At 48.8% G+C, this 14,950-nt stretch carries 13 protein-coding genes and 1 riboswitch; of the genes, 11 read left to right on the top strand and 2 right to left on the bottom strand.

Going from position 1 to position 14,950, the window contains the following annotated elements; all coding sequences use genetic code 11:
• Position 1: 1 nt before the first annotated feature.
• The 3 genes from CWI73_RS09770 to hemB are packed head-to-tail and all read left to right on the top strand — an operon-like array spanning position 2 to position 3,585.
• A complete protein-coding gene (locus CWI73_RS09770) occupies positions 2–781 on the top strand; it encodes a TatD family hydrolase (protein WP_126752615.1) in 780 nt (259 codons plus the stop codon).
• Between the two features lie 6 nt (positions 782–787).
• A complete protein-coding gene (locus CWI73_RS09765) occupies positions 788–2,563 on the top strand; it encodes a sensor domain-containing diguanylate cyclase (protein WP_241968883.1) in 1,776 nt (591 codons plus the stop codon).
• Positions 2,564–2,580: 17 nt separating this feature from the next.
• Complete coding sequence (hemB, locus tag CWI73_RS09760; protein WP_126752614.1) at positions 2,581–3,585, top strand: porphobilinogen synthase; 1,005 nt, start codon at positions 2,581–2,583, stop codon at positions 3,583–3,585.
• 3 nt (positions 3,586–3,588) lie between these two features.
• On the opposite strand, the gene CWI73_RS09755 is transcribed toward hemB, so the two are convergent.
• Positions 3,589–4,515: a Ppx/GppA family phosphatase gene (locus tag CWI73_RS09755; protein WP_126752613.1), complete on the bottom strand. Its 927-nt coding sequence runs from the start codon at positions 4,513–4,515 to the stop codon at positions 3,589–3,591.
• Between the two features lie 6 nt (positions 4,516–4,521).
• Positions 4,522–5,793 (bottom strand): ATP-dependent RNA helicase RhlB, encoded by a 1,272-nt coding sequence (gene rhlB / locus CWI73_RS09750; protein ID WP_126752612.1) that lies wholly within the window; start codon positions 5,791–5,793, stop codon positions 4,522–4,524.
• 91 nt (positions 5,794–5,884) lie between these two features.
• On the opposite strand from rhlB, the gene trxA reads away from it, so the two are divergent.
• The 8 genes from trxA to CWI73_RS09710 all read left to right on the top strand — a co-directional run bounded on the left by trxA (position 5,885) and on the right by CWI73_RS09710 (position 14,936).
• Positions 5,885–6,211 (top strand): thioredoxin TrxA, encoded by a 327-nt coding sequence (gene trxA / locus CWI73_RS09745; RefSeq protein ID WP_126752611.1) that lies wholly within the window; start codon positions 5,885–5,887, stop codon positions 6,209–6,211.
• 250 nt (positions 6,212–6,461) lie between these two features.
• Complete coding sequence (gene rho, locus CWI73_RS09740) at positions 6,462–7,730, top strand: transcription termination factor Rho (protein ID WP_053953284.1); 1,269 nt, start codon at positions 6,462–6,464, stop codon at positions 7,728–7,730.
• A 7-nt stretch (positions 7,731–7,737) separates the two neighbouring features.
• On the top strand, positions 7,738–9,210 hold the full coding sequence (gene ubiD / locus CWI73_RS09735; RefSeq protein ID WP_126752610.1) for a 4-hydroxy-3-polyprenylbenzoate decarboxylase: 1,473 nt from the start codon (positions 7,738–7,740) through the stop codon (positions 9,208–9,210).
• On the top strand, positions 9,211–9,912 hold the full coding sequence (fre, locus tag CWI73_RS09730; RefSeq protein ID WP_126752609.1) for an NAD(P)H-flavin reductase: 702 nt from the start codon (positions 9,211–9,213) through the stop codon (positions 9,910–9,912).
• Positions 9,913–9,952: 40 nt separating this feature from the next.
• A riboswitch (TPP riboswitch) is annotated at positions 9,953–10,051 on the top strand.
• Positions 10,052–10,100: 49 nt separating this feature from the next.
• Complete coding sequence (locus CWI73_RS09725; protein WP_126752608.1) at positions 10,101–12,230, top strand: TonB-dependent receptor; 2,130 nt, start codon at positions 10,101–10,103, stop codon at positions 12,228–12,230.
• 9 nt (positions 12,231–12,239) lie between these two features.
• Positions 12,240–12,857, top strand: a complete 618-nt coding sequence (gene pnuC / locus CWI73_RS09720) for a nicotinamide riboside transporter PnuC (protein ID WP_241968882.1) — start codon at positions 12,240–12,242, stop codon at positions 12,855–12,857.
• The gene (locus tag CWI73_RS09715; protein WP_126752607.1) at positions 12,854–13,597 is read left to right on the top strand and encodes a choline/ethanolamine kinase family protein; all 744 of its coding nucleotides are present in this window, start codon (positions 12,854–12,856) and stop codon (positions 13,595–13,597) included. Before pnuC ends, CWI73_RS09715 begins: the two co-directional genes overlap by 4 nt.
• Before the next feature lie 13 nt (positions 13,598–13,610).
• A complete protein-coding gene (locus CWI73_RS09710; protein WP_126752606.1) occupies positions 13,611–14,936 on the top strand; it encodes an MFS transporter in 1,326 nt (441 codons plus the stop codon).
• The last annotated feature ends 14 nt before the right edge of the window (positions 14,937–14,950 follow it).

Below are 14,950 nucleotides of genomic sequence, written 5' to 3'. Positions count from 1 at the left end.
GATGTGGTTTGATGCAGGAGTGAATTTAACCAACAAACGGTTATTGAAAGTATTGCCTGAAGTGATGGAGGCTGCGGAAAAAGCTGGAGTGACAAGGCAGCTGATTATAGCGACCTCGCTCGAAGAAACGCGAGAAGCGATAAAGCTTTGTGAGCAATACCCACAGCAGTTAGTAATGACTGCTGGTATCCACCCCCATGACGCTGGAGAAGCCCCCGAGAATTTTACTGATGAGTTAAGAGCACTTGCTGAGCACAAAGCTGTTGTTGCCATTGGCGAGTGTGGGCTCGACTTTAACCGAAATTATTCGCCTCAAGACACTCAGGAACAAGTATTCGTTGCGCAAATCAAGTTAGCGAATGAGCTTAACTTACCGTTGTACCTCCACGAGCGTGACGCTATTGATAAACAAATTGAATTGTTGAACCGCTACTGCGATGATGGTACGACCTGTTTAACGCATTGTTTTACTGGTGGTCCTGCTGAGTTAGAGCGGTATATGGCAAGAGGCCATTGGTTTGGTGTAACAGGCTGGGTTTGCGATGAACGTCGTAACAGCGAGTTAATGGCAGCTTTACCGAGCATGCCGCTCGACAGGTTAGTGCTGGAAACGGATGCGCCATTTTTACTGCCTAGAGGCATTAAACCTCGCCCAAAAATGAACGAACCGAAGTATGTACCGGTTATTGGTGCAGCGGTAGCCGAAGCATTGGGAATGTCCGCAGAAACTCTGGCGAGCCAAACAACGAATAACGCCGAGCGGTTATTTAACTTAGGGTAACGTGCATTGCGCTTAACACGACGACTGACAAAACACTTTTTGCTGATGATGCTGTTAGCCATCGGTATGGCTGTCGCGTTTTCGTCGCATGCCCAATTGCTGACCAAAGCAGAGACATCTTTAGCTATCGAGTACACAAACAGTGAGCAAAAGCTGTCATTGGACGAGGTTAAGCTGCTCGACGACGATCTGTGGTCAGAGCTGGAAACGAATAGAGCGTCTTTTGGTTACACAACTGACGAGTATTGGTTCCGGTTTCAGTTAAAAGACTCAAATATTGATCGAGTGCTGCACATTGCTTACCCGCTGCTCGATGAGCTAAATATTTATATACAAACCGACGCAGGTATAAAAACCTACAAGCTCGGCGATACCAAGCCGTTTCATGAGCGCCCAATTCCCACGTCTGAATTTGCTGTTCCCCTTCCCAAAGGAACCAGCGGAACTGTGTACCTGGGTGCGTCGAGCCAAAGCTCAATGCGCTTGCCAATAGCTGTGCGATCCAACATTGGCTTTTTTGAAACTCAAATGAATCGGCGTATTGCCGAGGGTATCTACTTTGGCGTTCTGCTGTGTATGGCGGTTTATAACCTGTTCGGGTTTGTCGCGTCGCGTGAGCCGGAGTTTGGTCTGTACTCGTTATATACCGTGTTTTTCGCGGGTCTGATGTTATCTCTGGAAGGGCTGGGTTTTCATTACCTCTGGCCGGAGTCTATTTATCTCCAGGATAAGGGCATACCCATATTCGGTAGCCTGGCATTTTTAACCGCCGCCTTATTTGCGTATCAGTTATTAGAGTTGAAACGATACCGAAATACACTGGGACGTGGGTTGATGGTTATGGCATTTTTGTCCGCCGCCAGTTTAGTGGTGGGGATATTCGCCAGTTACCGTATTAGTATTCATGTACTGCTGATATTAGCGGCTCCGGGCTGCTTTTTCTTATTGTTAGTGGGCGCTTACTTATGGCGTAAAGGTTTTCTTTATGCGCGCATATTCACATTGGCCTGGTGCAGTCTATTGCTATCGGTTGTCGCTAACTCGCTCGGTTATTTAGGCGTTATCGACAGTATGTTCATTCAGCGCCATGCCATCATGCTTGGCTCGGGTATTGAGATTTTACTTCTGTCCTGGGTACTGGCAGTGCGCTATAATGAACAGCGCAAGGAGCGCCTGGCGGCACAGCAAAAATACAACCAAGAGCTTGAGGAAAACGTTGAAGAACGTACCTTTGAGCTACAAATTGCGCTGCGTGAGTTGCAGGACGTCAATAGTGAGCTTGAACAGAAAAACATGGAAGATCCGCTCACAGGTCTTTATAACCGCCGTTACTTCCAGCAGCACTTAGAACGGGAGCTACGCCGTACAATGCGCAGAGAGCTTCCGCTGGCATTGCTGATGATAGATGTTGATCACTTTAAACCCATTAACGATACCCATGGGCACTTGGTTGGCGATCAGATTTTAAAACAGTTGGCTGATTTAATGAATCGGCACGCAAAACGCGCCGCCGATGTTGTGTGCCGCTATGGTGGCGAAGAGTTTGCCATTATTCTGCCGGAAACGGACCTTGATGATGCGAGAACTTTCGCTGAACAGTTGTTAAGTATGGTTCGGGAGCACGCTTTTGAAACCGATGTTGGTGAGCAACGTATCACCATCAGTGCCGGTGTTATATCAACCAGCAACCGTATTTTTGATAATGTTGAAGAGCTTTTCAAAGCCGCCGACGAAGCCTTGTATAACGCTAAAAATCAGGGTCGTGACCAGGTTGCTGGGTAGTAAAGCAGGAGTAAGCAATGACTAATGAAGGGGCATTCCCAAAACGCCGTTTAAGACGTTTAAGACGTTCAGATTTCAGCCGCAGACTGGTTGCGGAAAACCAACTGTCTGTGAACGATTTAATTTACCCTGTGTTTGTGCTGGAAGGACAGAATGAACGCGAAACGGTTGACTCTATGCCCGGCGTTGAGCGTCTGAGTATCGACTTACTTGTCGCTGAATGTCAGCGCTTGGTCGAGCTTGGTATTCCAATGGTAGCGCTATTTCCGGTAACCCGGGCTTCGGCAAAGTCCGAGATGGCAGAAGCGGCCTATGATGATAATGGTTTGGCGCAGCGGGCGGTGAAAGCAATAAAAGCAGAGTACCCTGAGCTGGGTGTGATGACTGACGTCGCTCTGGATCCGTTCACGACTCATGGACAGGACGGCATTATTGACGACAGCGGTTATGTCCAAAACGACATTACTACTGAAGTCCTGGTTAAACAGGCGCTCTCTCATGCTAAGGCCGGTGCTGATGTTGTCGCGCCGTCAGACATGATGGACGGCCGTATTGGTGCTATCCGTGATGCATTGGAAGCTGAAGGTTTCCATAATACTCAGATAATGGCGTACTCTGCTAAATACGCCAGTGCATTTTACGGACCTTTCAGAGACGCAGTTGGCTCTGCCGGTAATTTGAAGGGCGGTGATAAAAAGACTTACCAGATGGATCCGGCAAATTCCGATGAAGCCCTACATGAAATTGCGTTGGATATTCAGGAAGGGGCTGACATGGTGATGGTGAAACCGGGAATGCCCTACTTAGATATCGTGCGTCGGGTAAAAGACAAGTTTGGCGTACCGACCTTTGCGTATCAAGTGAGCGGTGAATATGCCATGTTGCAGGCTGCCATTGCCAACGGTTGGCTGGGCGACGATGTTATTGAAGAGAGTTTATTGGCATTTAAGCGTGCGGGTGCTAATGGCATTTTGACGTACTTTGCTAAATCCATTGCTGAAAAGTGGGCGAAGTCTGAATAATCGTTACGCCGTTACTTCATTGGCAAGCTGTGCGAGTAACCCCTCGCGCAGTGCGCCATAAGTCACCTCAAACTCTTCTATATTCAATGCTTCAGTAATGCCCGCAAGAATGGCTAAGCCACCGGCAAGCACCGCTTTTCTGTCCTCTCTTAAGCCAGGAAAATCGAGTGCCTCCACTGCTCCTTTTTCGGCGCAGCGTTTCATCAATGTATTCAGCCATTCACGCGTTAATTGTGTTTGACCTTCGGCGTGGGCTATTTCACTGACGGCTCTGAACGTACCTGATGCTCCCAGTACACGCTGCCAACTGTGCTGGCGATAGTCGTTGAGAAAAGGCTCAATCAGCGAGGATGCTTCATTTTTTGCTTGTTCAAAAGCGCTGTCATTGAGTATGCCACCACTAAAATAGCGATTCTGAAAAACCACACACCCCATATCCAGACTTTGCAAGTATTTTGGGTTTAAACCGTGCCCTGCAATGATTTCGGTACTGGCGCCTCCGATATCGATGACCAGAACGTCGTCAGTACACTGAGACACACTGCAAACACCTGAATAAATTAACTCAGCTTCCTGTTCGCCGGTAATGACCTGAATAGGGTGTCCTAAAGCGTTTTCAAATTGCTCGAGCAGCTGGATCTGATTACTGGCTTTACGCAGTGCAGCTGTGGCGACAACGGTCACTGCATCGGGCTGGAATTGTTCGAGCTCTGCGGCAAAACCTGACAGGCATAGGCATGCTCTTTTTGCTGCGTCGTCATCAATGATATTTGCTGCGTTGAGCCCGTCGGCCAGCCTGACTTTCTGTTTGTGGCGTGTGAGCACTCGGGGCTTTGGGAAAAAACCGGTCATTGAAACTTCTGCCATCAACAAATGAAAGCTGTTTGAGCCCATGTCGATGGCAGCCAGTTTTTTCTTTTTCAGCGCCATTGGCGTTTATGACCTTGGTGGACCAGAGCGTCGACCCCGTGGTTTGCCTTTATTGCCACCAGAGTTATGGCGGCGACGGCGCTGTGGTGGGCGAGGACGTCTCAAGTCACTCAACATAGCGTCGGCATCGTACTTAGTAACCGGAATGCTGTGGCCAATATACTCTTCAATAGCCGGAAGGTTATAAACATACTCCTCACACGCCAGGCTAATAGCTGCGCCGCTTGCGCCAGCACGGCCCGTGCGTCCTATGCGATGCACGTAATCTTCACAGTCGTCCGGTAAATCGAAGTTATAGACATGCGTCACTTCCGGAATATGCAGTCCGCGTGCAGCGACATCGGTTGCAACCAAAAAGTCGATGCGGGCTTCTGAGAAGTCATCGAGAATTTTGAGTCGTTTCTTTTGGGGGACGTCACCTGTGAGTAGGCCTGCTCGGTGGCCGTTTGCCACTAACCAGCCGTGAACTTTTTCACAACCGTGCTTGGTATTAGCGAACACAATGGCTTTTTCAGGCCAATCTTCCTCAATAAGCGTCAACAGAAGCGGGAGTTTGTCCGGCTTAGACGGGTAAAATAATTCTTCGGTGACCCGCACTGCCGTTTTCTGTGCCGGCTCAACTTCCAGTTTCGTTGGCGCGTTCATGTGCTCGTAGGCAAGCTCCTGCACACGATAGGACAACGTCGCTGAGAATAACAGGTTCAGGCGTTTCGCTGGCTCAGGCATTTTTCTAAGTAAGTAACGAATGTCATCGATGAAGCCTAAGTCAAACATGCGATCGGCTTCGTCCAGCACCACCACCTCAATGTCATTCAATGAGAATAAGCCTTGCTTATAAAAGTCGATGAGGCGACCGGTAGTACCAACGAGAATGTCCGGACTATTGCTCAGTTGTTCTTTTTGAGCGTCGTAGCCTTCGCCACCGTATATGACACCCATGTTCAAACCACAGCTTTCAAGCAATGGTTCTGCGTCGTGGGCAATCTGAATGGCCAGTTCTCGCGTAGGAGCCATAATGAGTGCACGAGGGCCTGAATCGGTTTTTTCGGACGACGCGTTCTGCATTAAGCGGTTGAAAGTCGCCAGAAGAAATGACAAGGTTTTCCCTGTTCCAGTTTGAGCCTGACCAGCAACGTCGCGCTCAGATAACGCAACAGGCAGACTTAACGCCTGGATTGGAGTACAATATTCGAATCCGGCATTGGATAGCGCTTGCTGTAATTTGGGGTGAAGCGCCAAATCAGCGAAACGAGTTTCTGAAAGATGTGTTTTATTCATAAGTTATAAGCATATCAGTTTGCGCTTGTATTCAAAAACAGAAATAATACTATTCTATATTTCCACGCGAAAGAATTTAGCGGAGAGTACCATGAGTGACGCAATTGTTCAGCTAAGCGATGACAGTTTTGAAGAAGATGTCATCAAATCCGATAAACCTGTACTGGTCGACTTTTGGGCCGAATGGTGTGGGCCTTGTAAAATGGTCGCGCCAATTCTGGACGACATTGCCGAAGAGTACGCAGGTAAGTTAGTTATTGGTAAGCTGAATGTGGACCATAATGAACAAACCCCGCCGAAATTTAATATCCGCGGTATTCCTACGCTGCTGTTATTCAAAGACGGCGATGTGGTGGCAACCAAAGTTGGCGCGCTATCTCGAGCGCAGCTGGTTGAATTTCTTGACCAACATATTTAATCGGTATCAAAAAGCGGCGCATTATGCGCCGTTTTTGTTAGCAAAACTGGACGAACTCTAATTTTGGTGATACCTTTCTGTTTATTAACTATTCAAGCAGGTTTGCCAACTCCACCGGCGCGCCTTGTTAAGTAAGAGAAACTTCTGTTTCTGACTTCGCAACTCGCGAAATCCGAACGTTCCAATTGTTTTAATATTCTAGAGTCAATAAAAAGGCTTTGTGTTCAATCGATAACTCGAAAACCCTCCTATGAATCTAACTGAACTTAAAGATAAACCCGTAAACGAGCTTGTTGAGCTCGCGGACTCAATGGGCCTTGAGAATATGGCCCGTCTGCGCAAGCAGGACATCATTTTTGCTATTTTAAAGGCGCACGCAAAAAGCGGTGAAGACATATACGGCGGCGGTGTGTTGGAAATTTTGCAGGACGGCTTCGGCTTCTTGAGATCAGCCGACTCGTCATATTTGGCCGGCCCCGATGATATTTATGTATCGCCTAGCCAAATTCGTCGCTTTAACTTACGCACCGGCGACACTATTGGCGGCAAAATTCGACCGCCGAAAGACAGCGAACGTTATTTTGCTCTTCTGAAAATTCGCGAAGTTAACTTCGACAAGCCTGAAAACTCCCGTAATAAAATTCTCTTTGAAAACCTGACACCACTGCATGCAGACGAACGTTTTCGTTTAGAGCGCGGCAATGGCAGTACTGAAGATATTACGGCGCGTGTTCTCGACTTGTCGGCACCTATTGGTAAAGGCCAGCGTGGTCTTATTGTTGCACCGCCGAAAGCGGGTAAAACGTTATTACTGCAGAACGTTGCGACTTCTATTGCGGCGAATCATCCTGAAGCAGAGCTTATTGTACTGCTTATTGATGAGCGTCCGGAAGAAGTAACGGAAATGCACCGTTTGGTGCAGGGTGAAGTGGTTGCTTCAACCTTCGATGAGCCTGCCAGCCGCCACGTACAGGTCGCTGAAATGGTTATCGAAAAAGCGAAGCGTTTGGTTGAGCACAAAAAAGATGTTGTCATCTTATTAGACTCGATTACTCGTTTGGCGCGCGCTTATAACACCGTTATTCCAAGCTCAGGTAAAGTCCTGACGGGTGGTGTGGACGCTAACGCGCTACACAAGCCAAAACGTTTCTTTGGTGCAGCACGTAACGTTGAAGAAGGCGGCAGCTTAACCATTATTGCAACTGCGCTTATCGATACCGGCTCGAAGATGGACGAAGTTATCTACGAAGAGTTTAAAGGTACCGGTAACATGGAACTGCATTTGAACCGTAAGTTGGCAGAGAAACGTGTTTTCCCTGCAATCGACTTTAACCGTTCAGGTACACGTCGTGAAGAATTGCTGACGTCTCAGGACGAGCTGCAGAAAATGTGGATCCTGCGGAAGATTATGAACCCAATGGGCGAAGTTGAAGCCATGGAGTTCCTGATTGACCGTTTGCAGATGACTAAGACCAACGACGAATTCTTCGAATCGATGAAGCGTCAACGCAACAGCTAAGCGGCGTATGAAATATCAAGATCTGCGAGACTTCATCGCGCTCCTCGAAGAGCGCGGTGAACTTAAACGCATCCAGCAAGAAATAGACCCCTACCTTGAAATTACCGAAATATCTGACCGTACGCTGAAAGCAGAGGGCCCAGCCTTATTGTTTGAGAACGTGAAAGGTCATGACATGCCGGTGTTGGCGAACCTCTTTGGTACGCCAGAGCGTGTGGCTTTGGGTATGGGGCAAGAGTCAGTGACAGCTTTGCGTGATGTCGGCAAATTACTGGCGTTTTTAAAAGAGCCGGAGCCGCCGAAGGGCTTCCGCGATGCGTTGAATTTGCTGCCAACGTACAAAAAAGTGCTGAGTATGTCGCCGAAAAAGCTTAAAAAGGCGCCATGTCAGCAGGTAGTAATGAGTGGCGATGACGTTGACCTAACCAAGTTGCCGATTCAGCATTGTTGGCCGGGCGATGTAGCGCCGTTAGTCACCTGGGGGCTTACAGTGACCCGGGGGCCACATAAAGAGCGCCAGAACTTAGGTATTTATCGCCAGCAACTGTTAGGCCCGAATAAGTTGATTATGCGCTGGTTGTCGCATCGCGGTGGCGCGTTGGATTTTCAGGAGTGGTGCCAGCAGCATCCGGGTGAGAAATTCCCTGTCTCGGTAGCCTTAGGTGCTGACCCTGCGACTATTCTGGGTGCCGTAACGCCGGTGCCGGATAGTCTCTCTGAATACGCCTTTGCTGGTTTGCTGCGCGACAGTAAAACCGAAGTGACACAGTGCCTAAGCAATGACTTACAAGTTCCGGCACATGCAGAAATTATTCTGGAAGGTTACATTGAGCCGGGTGAAATGGCGCCGGAAGGGCCCTATGGCGACCATACTGGCTATTACAACGAAGTGGATGAGTTTCCGGTGTTTACCGTGACGCATGTGACTCATCGTAAGGACCCAATTTACCACAGTACTTATACCGGTCGTCCGCCAGACGAGCCAGCGGTGCTGGGTGTGGCTTTGAACGAAGTTTTCATTCCGTTATTGCAAAAGCAGTTTCCGGAAATTGTGGATTTTTATCTGCCACCGGAAGGCTGTTCGTACCGTTTAGCCGTAGTCACTATTAAGAAGCAGTACTCAGGCCATGCCAAACGGGTGATGATGGGCGTTTGGTCTTTCTTGCGTCAGTTTATGTACACCAAGTTCGTGATTGTGTGTGACGACGATGTGAATGCGCGAGACTGGAAAGACGTGATTTGGGCTATGACGACCCGAATGGATCCGGCTCGCGACACCACTTTGGTTGAAAACACACCAATTGATTACTTAGACTTCGCCTCGCCGGTGTCGGGCCTTGGCTCAAAAATGGGCATGGATGCAACCAATAAGTGGCCGGGCGAAACCGATCGTGAGTGGGGCGAGCCTATTGTCATGAGTGAAGAAGTTAAGCAGCGTGTCGACCAGTTGTGGGACGAACTGAACATTATGGAGTCGTGAATGAGTCAACAAATGACCTGTAAAGCCGAGATTTCGCGTCAGTTAGCGGACGCTGTTTGGGAAGTGCGTTTGCAATTGCCGCAGCCAGTGGCGTTTAAAGCAGGCCAGTATTTAATGGTTGTCATGGGCGAAAGAGATAAGCGACCTTTTAGCATTGCGTCGTGCCCGTCAAGCGATAGTGAGTGGTTACTCCATGTAGGGGCTACGCCAGACAATAGCTACGCTATGGAGGTGCTGGATAAGATCCGAGCTGAGGGTGAAGTCAAGATAGAAGCCCCCGATGGTATTGCTTTCTACCGCCAGGGCAGTGACAAACCGGCCGTTTTAATAGCAGGCGGCACTGGCTTTTCATACGCTTACTCTATTTTACAGCAACATTTACGAGCAACGCCGGAGCGCCCGTTAACGTTATATTGGGGCGCAAAAACTCAAGCCGATTTGTATCTGCACGATGAACTCGAGCGTTTAGCCAGTGAACATGAGTATTTTGACTATCACCCAGTGCTTGAAGACGCCGCCGGAGACTGGCCGTATTCCATTGGGTTGGTTCATCAGGCGGTAATGACGCGCCAACAAAACTTGCAAGACTGCGAAGTTTACATGGCCGGTCGCTTCGAAATGGTGCGTGTTATTAGGGACGATTTTGTCGCCCAAGGCGTGCCGTTAGAAAACCTTTACGGCGACGCATTGTCGTTCATTTAAAGACAATTTGTTAAATAGATAAGCTGCGTTATACTGACGCCGCTTTACCAAGGGGTGCCGGCAACGGCTGAGATGCAAAAGCGAACCCTTAAAACCTGATCCGGTTAATACTGGCGTAGGGATGGTAGAAAACCCGTCTAATACAGCCTTACCGGATCGTTTCTGACTTTGTTTTGAGGAAATGATCCATGAAAAAAGTTCACTCTTATCTCTCTACCTGCCTGATCGCTGCCTTTGCGGGTATACCGTTATGCGCGAGTGCCGCCGATACTGTTGATACCAATGCAATGGAAGTAATTGAAGTCACCGGTGACTTTCATCAACGCACTCTGAACGAGACGACCAGCAGTGTGTCCATTATTGACCAAAATGCAATGCAGCAGCGAAATGCGCAGCATTTAGAAGATACGCTCAACAGCTTTGCCAATGTTAATTTCTCCGGCGGTACATCGACTGCACGCTTTATTCAGATTCGCGGCATGGGTGAGCGTTCTCAGTTTGTTGATCCAATTAGCCCGTCAGTCGGTCTTATTATAGATGGCATTGATTACAGTGGCTTAGGCACGGCTGCGTCCCTTTTCGATATAAACCAGGTTGAGGTATTTCGAGGGCCCCAAAGCGGTCGTTTTGGTGTGAACGCAATGGCCGGCTTAGTATTGCTTGATAGCGTACAGCCCACGGAGAACTTTAGCGGTCAGTTTGAGTTGTCAGCCGGTAATTATGATGAACGCATGGGTGGTTTAGCATTAGGCGGTCAACTGGGTGTATTAGGTAATGCCCGCTTCTCTGTTAGTCAGTTTAAGCAAGACGGCTACATTGAGAATGCCTATTTAGAAAGGGACGACACCAACGATAGAGACGAACTTGGCGTTCGCTTTTTATTGAACACCCAATTTACCAATAACTGGACGTTAGACACAGTTTTGCACTACAACGATGTTGATAACGGCTATGACGTATTCAGTCTTGATAACAACCGAACCACGCTGTCAGACGAGCCGGGCTACGACCGCCTTGAAAGTGATGCGGTAAAAACCACATTGAATTATTTAGGTTGGGATAACAGCCGACTTGAGTTGTCAGCGAGTATTTTAAACGCAGATACTGCTTACGCCTTTGATGAAGACTGGACGTACGTCGGTATTGCGCCCGGTTGGGAATATTCGTCGTTTGATGCTTACTTGCGTGACAGAAAAGACAAAACCGCCGAGGTTCGCTGGTTGTCGGATGCCCCGCAAGTGTTGCTGGGAGTAGACAGTGAGTGGGTAGCGGGTGTTTATTATTACGATAAAGACGTCGAACTAACGCGTGATTACTTTAATTGGGACCTAGGTCAGCCGGATATTTTCCAAAGTGATTATCGCAGTCAACATGCCGCGGTATACGGCGAATTGACGCAGCACTGGAGTGAGGATTTCACCACTATTAGCGGTTTGCGTATTGAGCAGTACGATAACGACTACTCCGACAGTCGCAGTATAGACGCACAACCGGAAGATACCATGGTGGGTGGTAGTTTTAGTGCACGCTACCAGGCAGCACCAAACAGCTATTGGTATGCGACCGTGTCACGAGGCTATAAGTCCGGTGGCGTTAATGGCGAAGCGCTGGGTAAAGCGGACGACCAGGGTCTCGACGAGCTAAAAGACTACCTGCTGGAACGCGCTACTTTTGAGCCTGAAATTCTATGGAGTGCCGAATTTGGCGTTAAAGGCAGTAGCCCAAGCGGTGACTTAACGTCACGAGTGAGCACTTTTTACCATTGGCGTGATGATGTTCAGCTTAAAAGTTGGGTGAACCGCAACCAGTCGTTTGTCGGTTACATTGAGAATGCTGCCGAAGGGACGGGGTACGGTCTTGAAGCCGAAATTCGCAATAAATTGACCGACTGGCTCACATTATTTGCTTCTGCGAGTTGGCTGGAGACCGAAATAGAAGGCTTTGTGACTGAGGACGGCATGGATATGACAGGGCGTGAGCAAGCTCATGCGCCTCAGTATCAGTTCAACGTTGGCTTCGAAGGTTGGTATGGTGAGAATGTCCAATGGGTACTTCAGGCCGATGGCAAGGACGAATTCTATTTCTCAAACTCCCATAATCAGAAGTCAGACTCTATGGCACTGGTGCATTTCGCGGTGAACTATTACGTTGATGATTGGCGTGTGAGCTTGTGGGGACGGAACTTAACGGATGAAGACTATGAAGTGCGTGGTTTCTACTTTGCTAATGACCCCAGAACTCAGTACGCGAATGACGAAACCTATGTACAGTACGGCGAGCCACGTCGTTTCGGTATAACTGTTAGCAAGTCGTTCTAAGGAAAAACCGTGCTAGAAACCCTGTTAGAACAGTTAATGATGAGCTCTTTGTGGGAATTAGCAGCACTGTTATTCGCACTGGGGTACTTGGTGCTGGCGGCCCATCAGAAGCAATGGTGCTGGCTGTCAGCAGCCATAAGCTGTGGAATATATGCGGTATTGTTCTGGCAGGGTAAGCTGTATATGGAGTCGGTATTGCAGGCTATTTATGTCGTCATGGCCGGTTACGGCTGGTGGCAGTGGCGCTTCCAAAAGTCTGCTGCCGAAGAGAGCCCTGGTGGTGCCAAGTACTCGCTTAAGTGGCATCTATTACAGTGGGCTTGGCTGATACCTTTGGCTGCTATAATTGCCTATACGCTTTCTGTTTTTAGTGACGCCGACGCCGCGTGGCTCGATACTTATACTACCGTGTTTAGCTTGCTGGCGACGTGGCTGGTGACTAAAAAAGCGTATGAAACCTGGTGGTACTGGCTGGTTATTGACAGCGTTTATGTGTATTTATACGCCAGTAAGGGGTTTGTCGCTACAGCATTATTGTTTGTGATTTACCTGGGACTGGTGTTGTATGCCATGTGGCGTTGGCACCAGGGTAATCAACAGCCAGAGCCGGTAAAGAGTACCGGATGATACCTGCACCTAAAAAAGTCACTCGGTTAACTAGTGGGCAGTCAAACCAAACGTTGCGGCTTAAGTCCGATGACTCTGATCTTGTACTAAAACGCTGGCAAAATGATGGCTTGTTTCAGGTTGACCGAGGCCTCGAGGTTGCTGTGCAGAAAACGCTTGCTGAAAGCGGTGCTGCCCCTGAGGTATTGGACTGGAATGAAGCAGAAGGCTGGTTACTGCAGCCTTACTTAGAGGCTCCGTCATTAAATCAGGTAACCTTATCGCCCGCCATCAAAGCAACGGTATTGGCTGAGGTTCTCGCTAAAATTCACTCCTTTAAGCCAAGCATTCCTCACTGGAGATTAAACGACAAAGTAGAGCATTACCTGCAGCAGCTTTCCAACTATGAACCTTCCCTGGCTAAGTCTTTTCGGGAAGAGAAAAGCCAACACCAGCAGACGATTGATCAATGGTTGGAATACCCCGTGCTTTGCCATAATGACCTGTCGATGAATCATATTCTCATGACCGCCCCCATTAAAGTTATTGACTGGGAATATGCCGGAATAGGGCACCCACTGTTTGATATTGCCAACACAATTGCCATGAATAAGCTCGACGAGGCTATGGCTGAGCGACTACTCAAAGACTACGCGCGACTCACCCGATATAACGTCGAGCTTTCGGATATAACCGAATGGCTCGATTTGGTGGATTGGCTGAATAACTTGTGGCAGCATTTACTCTCCTATTCCAAATAGAACGGAAAGCAGCATGACTGACAAAGAGTTAACCGAGAAGGTTTACGGCTACCTGGCGGAAGATGAAGACGCGCGAGTGTGTAAAGATATACCTGAGTCGGCGTGTAACCATCAGCCAAAGTCTTTTGTGTTAATGCTGCTGTCTCTGACGTTAACCAAGCTGGGTGACAGCCTGGTCAGCGCACGTTTAGTCTTGCCTTGGATGTTAAGTTCGTTAGGCGCTCCTGCCATATTTATTAGTGCGTTAGTTCCCTTGCGTGAGTCATTGGCACTATTACCTCAACTATTTGTTGCCCAGCAATTGCGCCAACAACCGGTTAGAAAGTGGTTTTGGGTTGCAGGTAGTGTCGGGCAGGCCGCCTCGCTGTTGCTCATGCTGTTTGCGGTTGCCACGTTAAGTAACAGTGCTCTGGGTTGGAGCGTCGTGTTACTGCTCGCGTTATTTAGCTTGTCTCGCGGTATCTGCTCGGTTGCTAATAAGGATGTGACGGGTAAAACAGTGTCTAAAACACGGCGGGGGAGGTTATCTGGTGTAGCAGCTTCTTCCGCTGGGTTGCTGACCTTGTTAACTGCTTTAGTGATTGTTTTTTCTCCGGAAGTAGACGGTCAGCGTTGGCTATTTTTAGCTTTGCTGGGAGCCGGTGTTGTTTTATGGCTTTTGGCGGCTGCTTTGTATGCAGGAATTCCAGAGGTGGCTGGCGCTACTGAAGGTGGCGGTAACGCCGTCTCTGAAGCCGTTAAGTCGATGTCATTGCTCTGGAAGAATGGCCAGTTTGGACACTTCGTTTTGACTCGAGCCTTACTTGTCGCCGCAGCTTTCGCTATTCCCTACATTGTGGTGCTTATTCAGCGTCAGGGCGATACAGAGTTAACCAGTTTAGGTAGCCTTATGCTGGCCAGTGGACTTGCGGGCTTGCTGGCTGGACGTTTTTGGGGGCGCTGGTCTGACTCTGCCAGCCACCATGTTATGGCGGCAGCATCGGTCATGTCGACGCTAGTCATGGCGGCTGCATTGGTTATATTTTATTGGACTCCGAGTTGGCTCGGTCTTGAGTGGATTGCTGCTTTGTTGCTGTTTGCGTCCGCAGTGGCCCACCACGGTGCGCGCGTTGGTCGTAAAACGTATTTGGTTGATATGGCGAACCAGGAGAATAGAGCGCAGTTAACGGCTGTCTCTAATACTGTCATGGGTGTTGTACTGCTGGCAGGTTTGTTACTCGGTTGGGTTGATGCGGCTTTTGGTGCTCACGCGGTACTATGGGTGTTGGTCGTTGTTGGTGTGTTAGCTACTTTAAGCGCACTGAAACTACCTGACGTGTCCGGAGACACGTCAGCATAGCCTGTTTACAGCGT

This window comes from Idiomarina piscisalsi (genome assembly GCF_003987095.1).
Taxonomy (GTDB): domain Bacteria; phylum Pseudomonadota; class Gammaproteobacteria; order Enterobacterales; family Alteromonadaceae; genus Idiomarina; species Idiomarina piscisalsi.
The sequence above is the reverse complement of the archived record's forward strand: the minus strand, read 5'-3'. Positions and strand labels throughout refer to the sequence as shown.

Coding starts and splice junctions, on each gene's coding strand:
- CWI73_RS09770 (WP_126752615.1), top strand. CDS start 2: ATGTGGTTTGATGCAGGAGTGAATTTAACCAACAAACGGTTATTGAAA.
- CWI73_RS09725 (WP_126752608.1), top strand. CDS start 10,101: ATGAAAAAAGTTCACTCTTATCTCTCTACCTGCCTGATCGCTGCCTTT.
- CWI73_RS09755 (WP_126752613.1), bottom strand. CDS start 4,515: ATGGCGCTGAAAAAGAAAAAACTGGCTGCCATCGACATGGGCTCAAAC.
- CWI73_RS09715 (WP_126752607.1), top strand. CDS start 12,854: ATGATACCTGCACCTAAAAAAGTCACTCGGTTAACTAGTGGGCAGTCA.
- rhlB (WP_126752612.1), bottom strand. CDS start 5,793: ATGAATAAAACACATCTTTCAGAAACTCGTTTCGCTGATTTGGCGCTT.
- rho (WP_053953284.1), top strand. CDS start 6,462: ATGAATCTAACTGAACTTAAAGATAAACCCGTAAACGAGCTTGTTGAG.
- fre (WP_126752609.1), top strand. CDS start 9,211: ATGAGTCAACAAATGACCTGTAAAGCCGAGATTTCGCGTCAGTTAGCG.
- CWI73_RS09710 (WP_126752606.1), top strand. CDS start 13,611: ATGACTGACAAAGAGTTAACCGAGAAGGTTTACGGCTACCTGGCGGAA.
- hemB (WP_126752614.1), top strand. CDS start 2,581: ATGACTAATGAAGGGGCATTCCCAAAACGCCGTTTAAGACGTTTAAGA.
- ubiD (WP_126752610.1), top strand. CDS start 7,738: ATGAAATATCAAGATCTGCGAGACTTCATCGCGCTCCTCGAAGAGCGC.
- trxA (WP_126752611.1), top strand. CDS start 5,885: ATGAGTGACGCAATTGTTCAGCTAAGCGATGACAGTTTTGAAGAAGAT.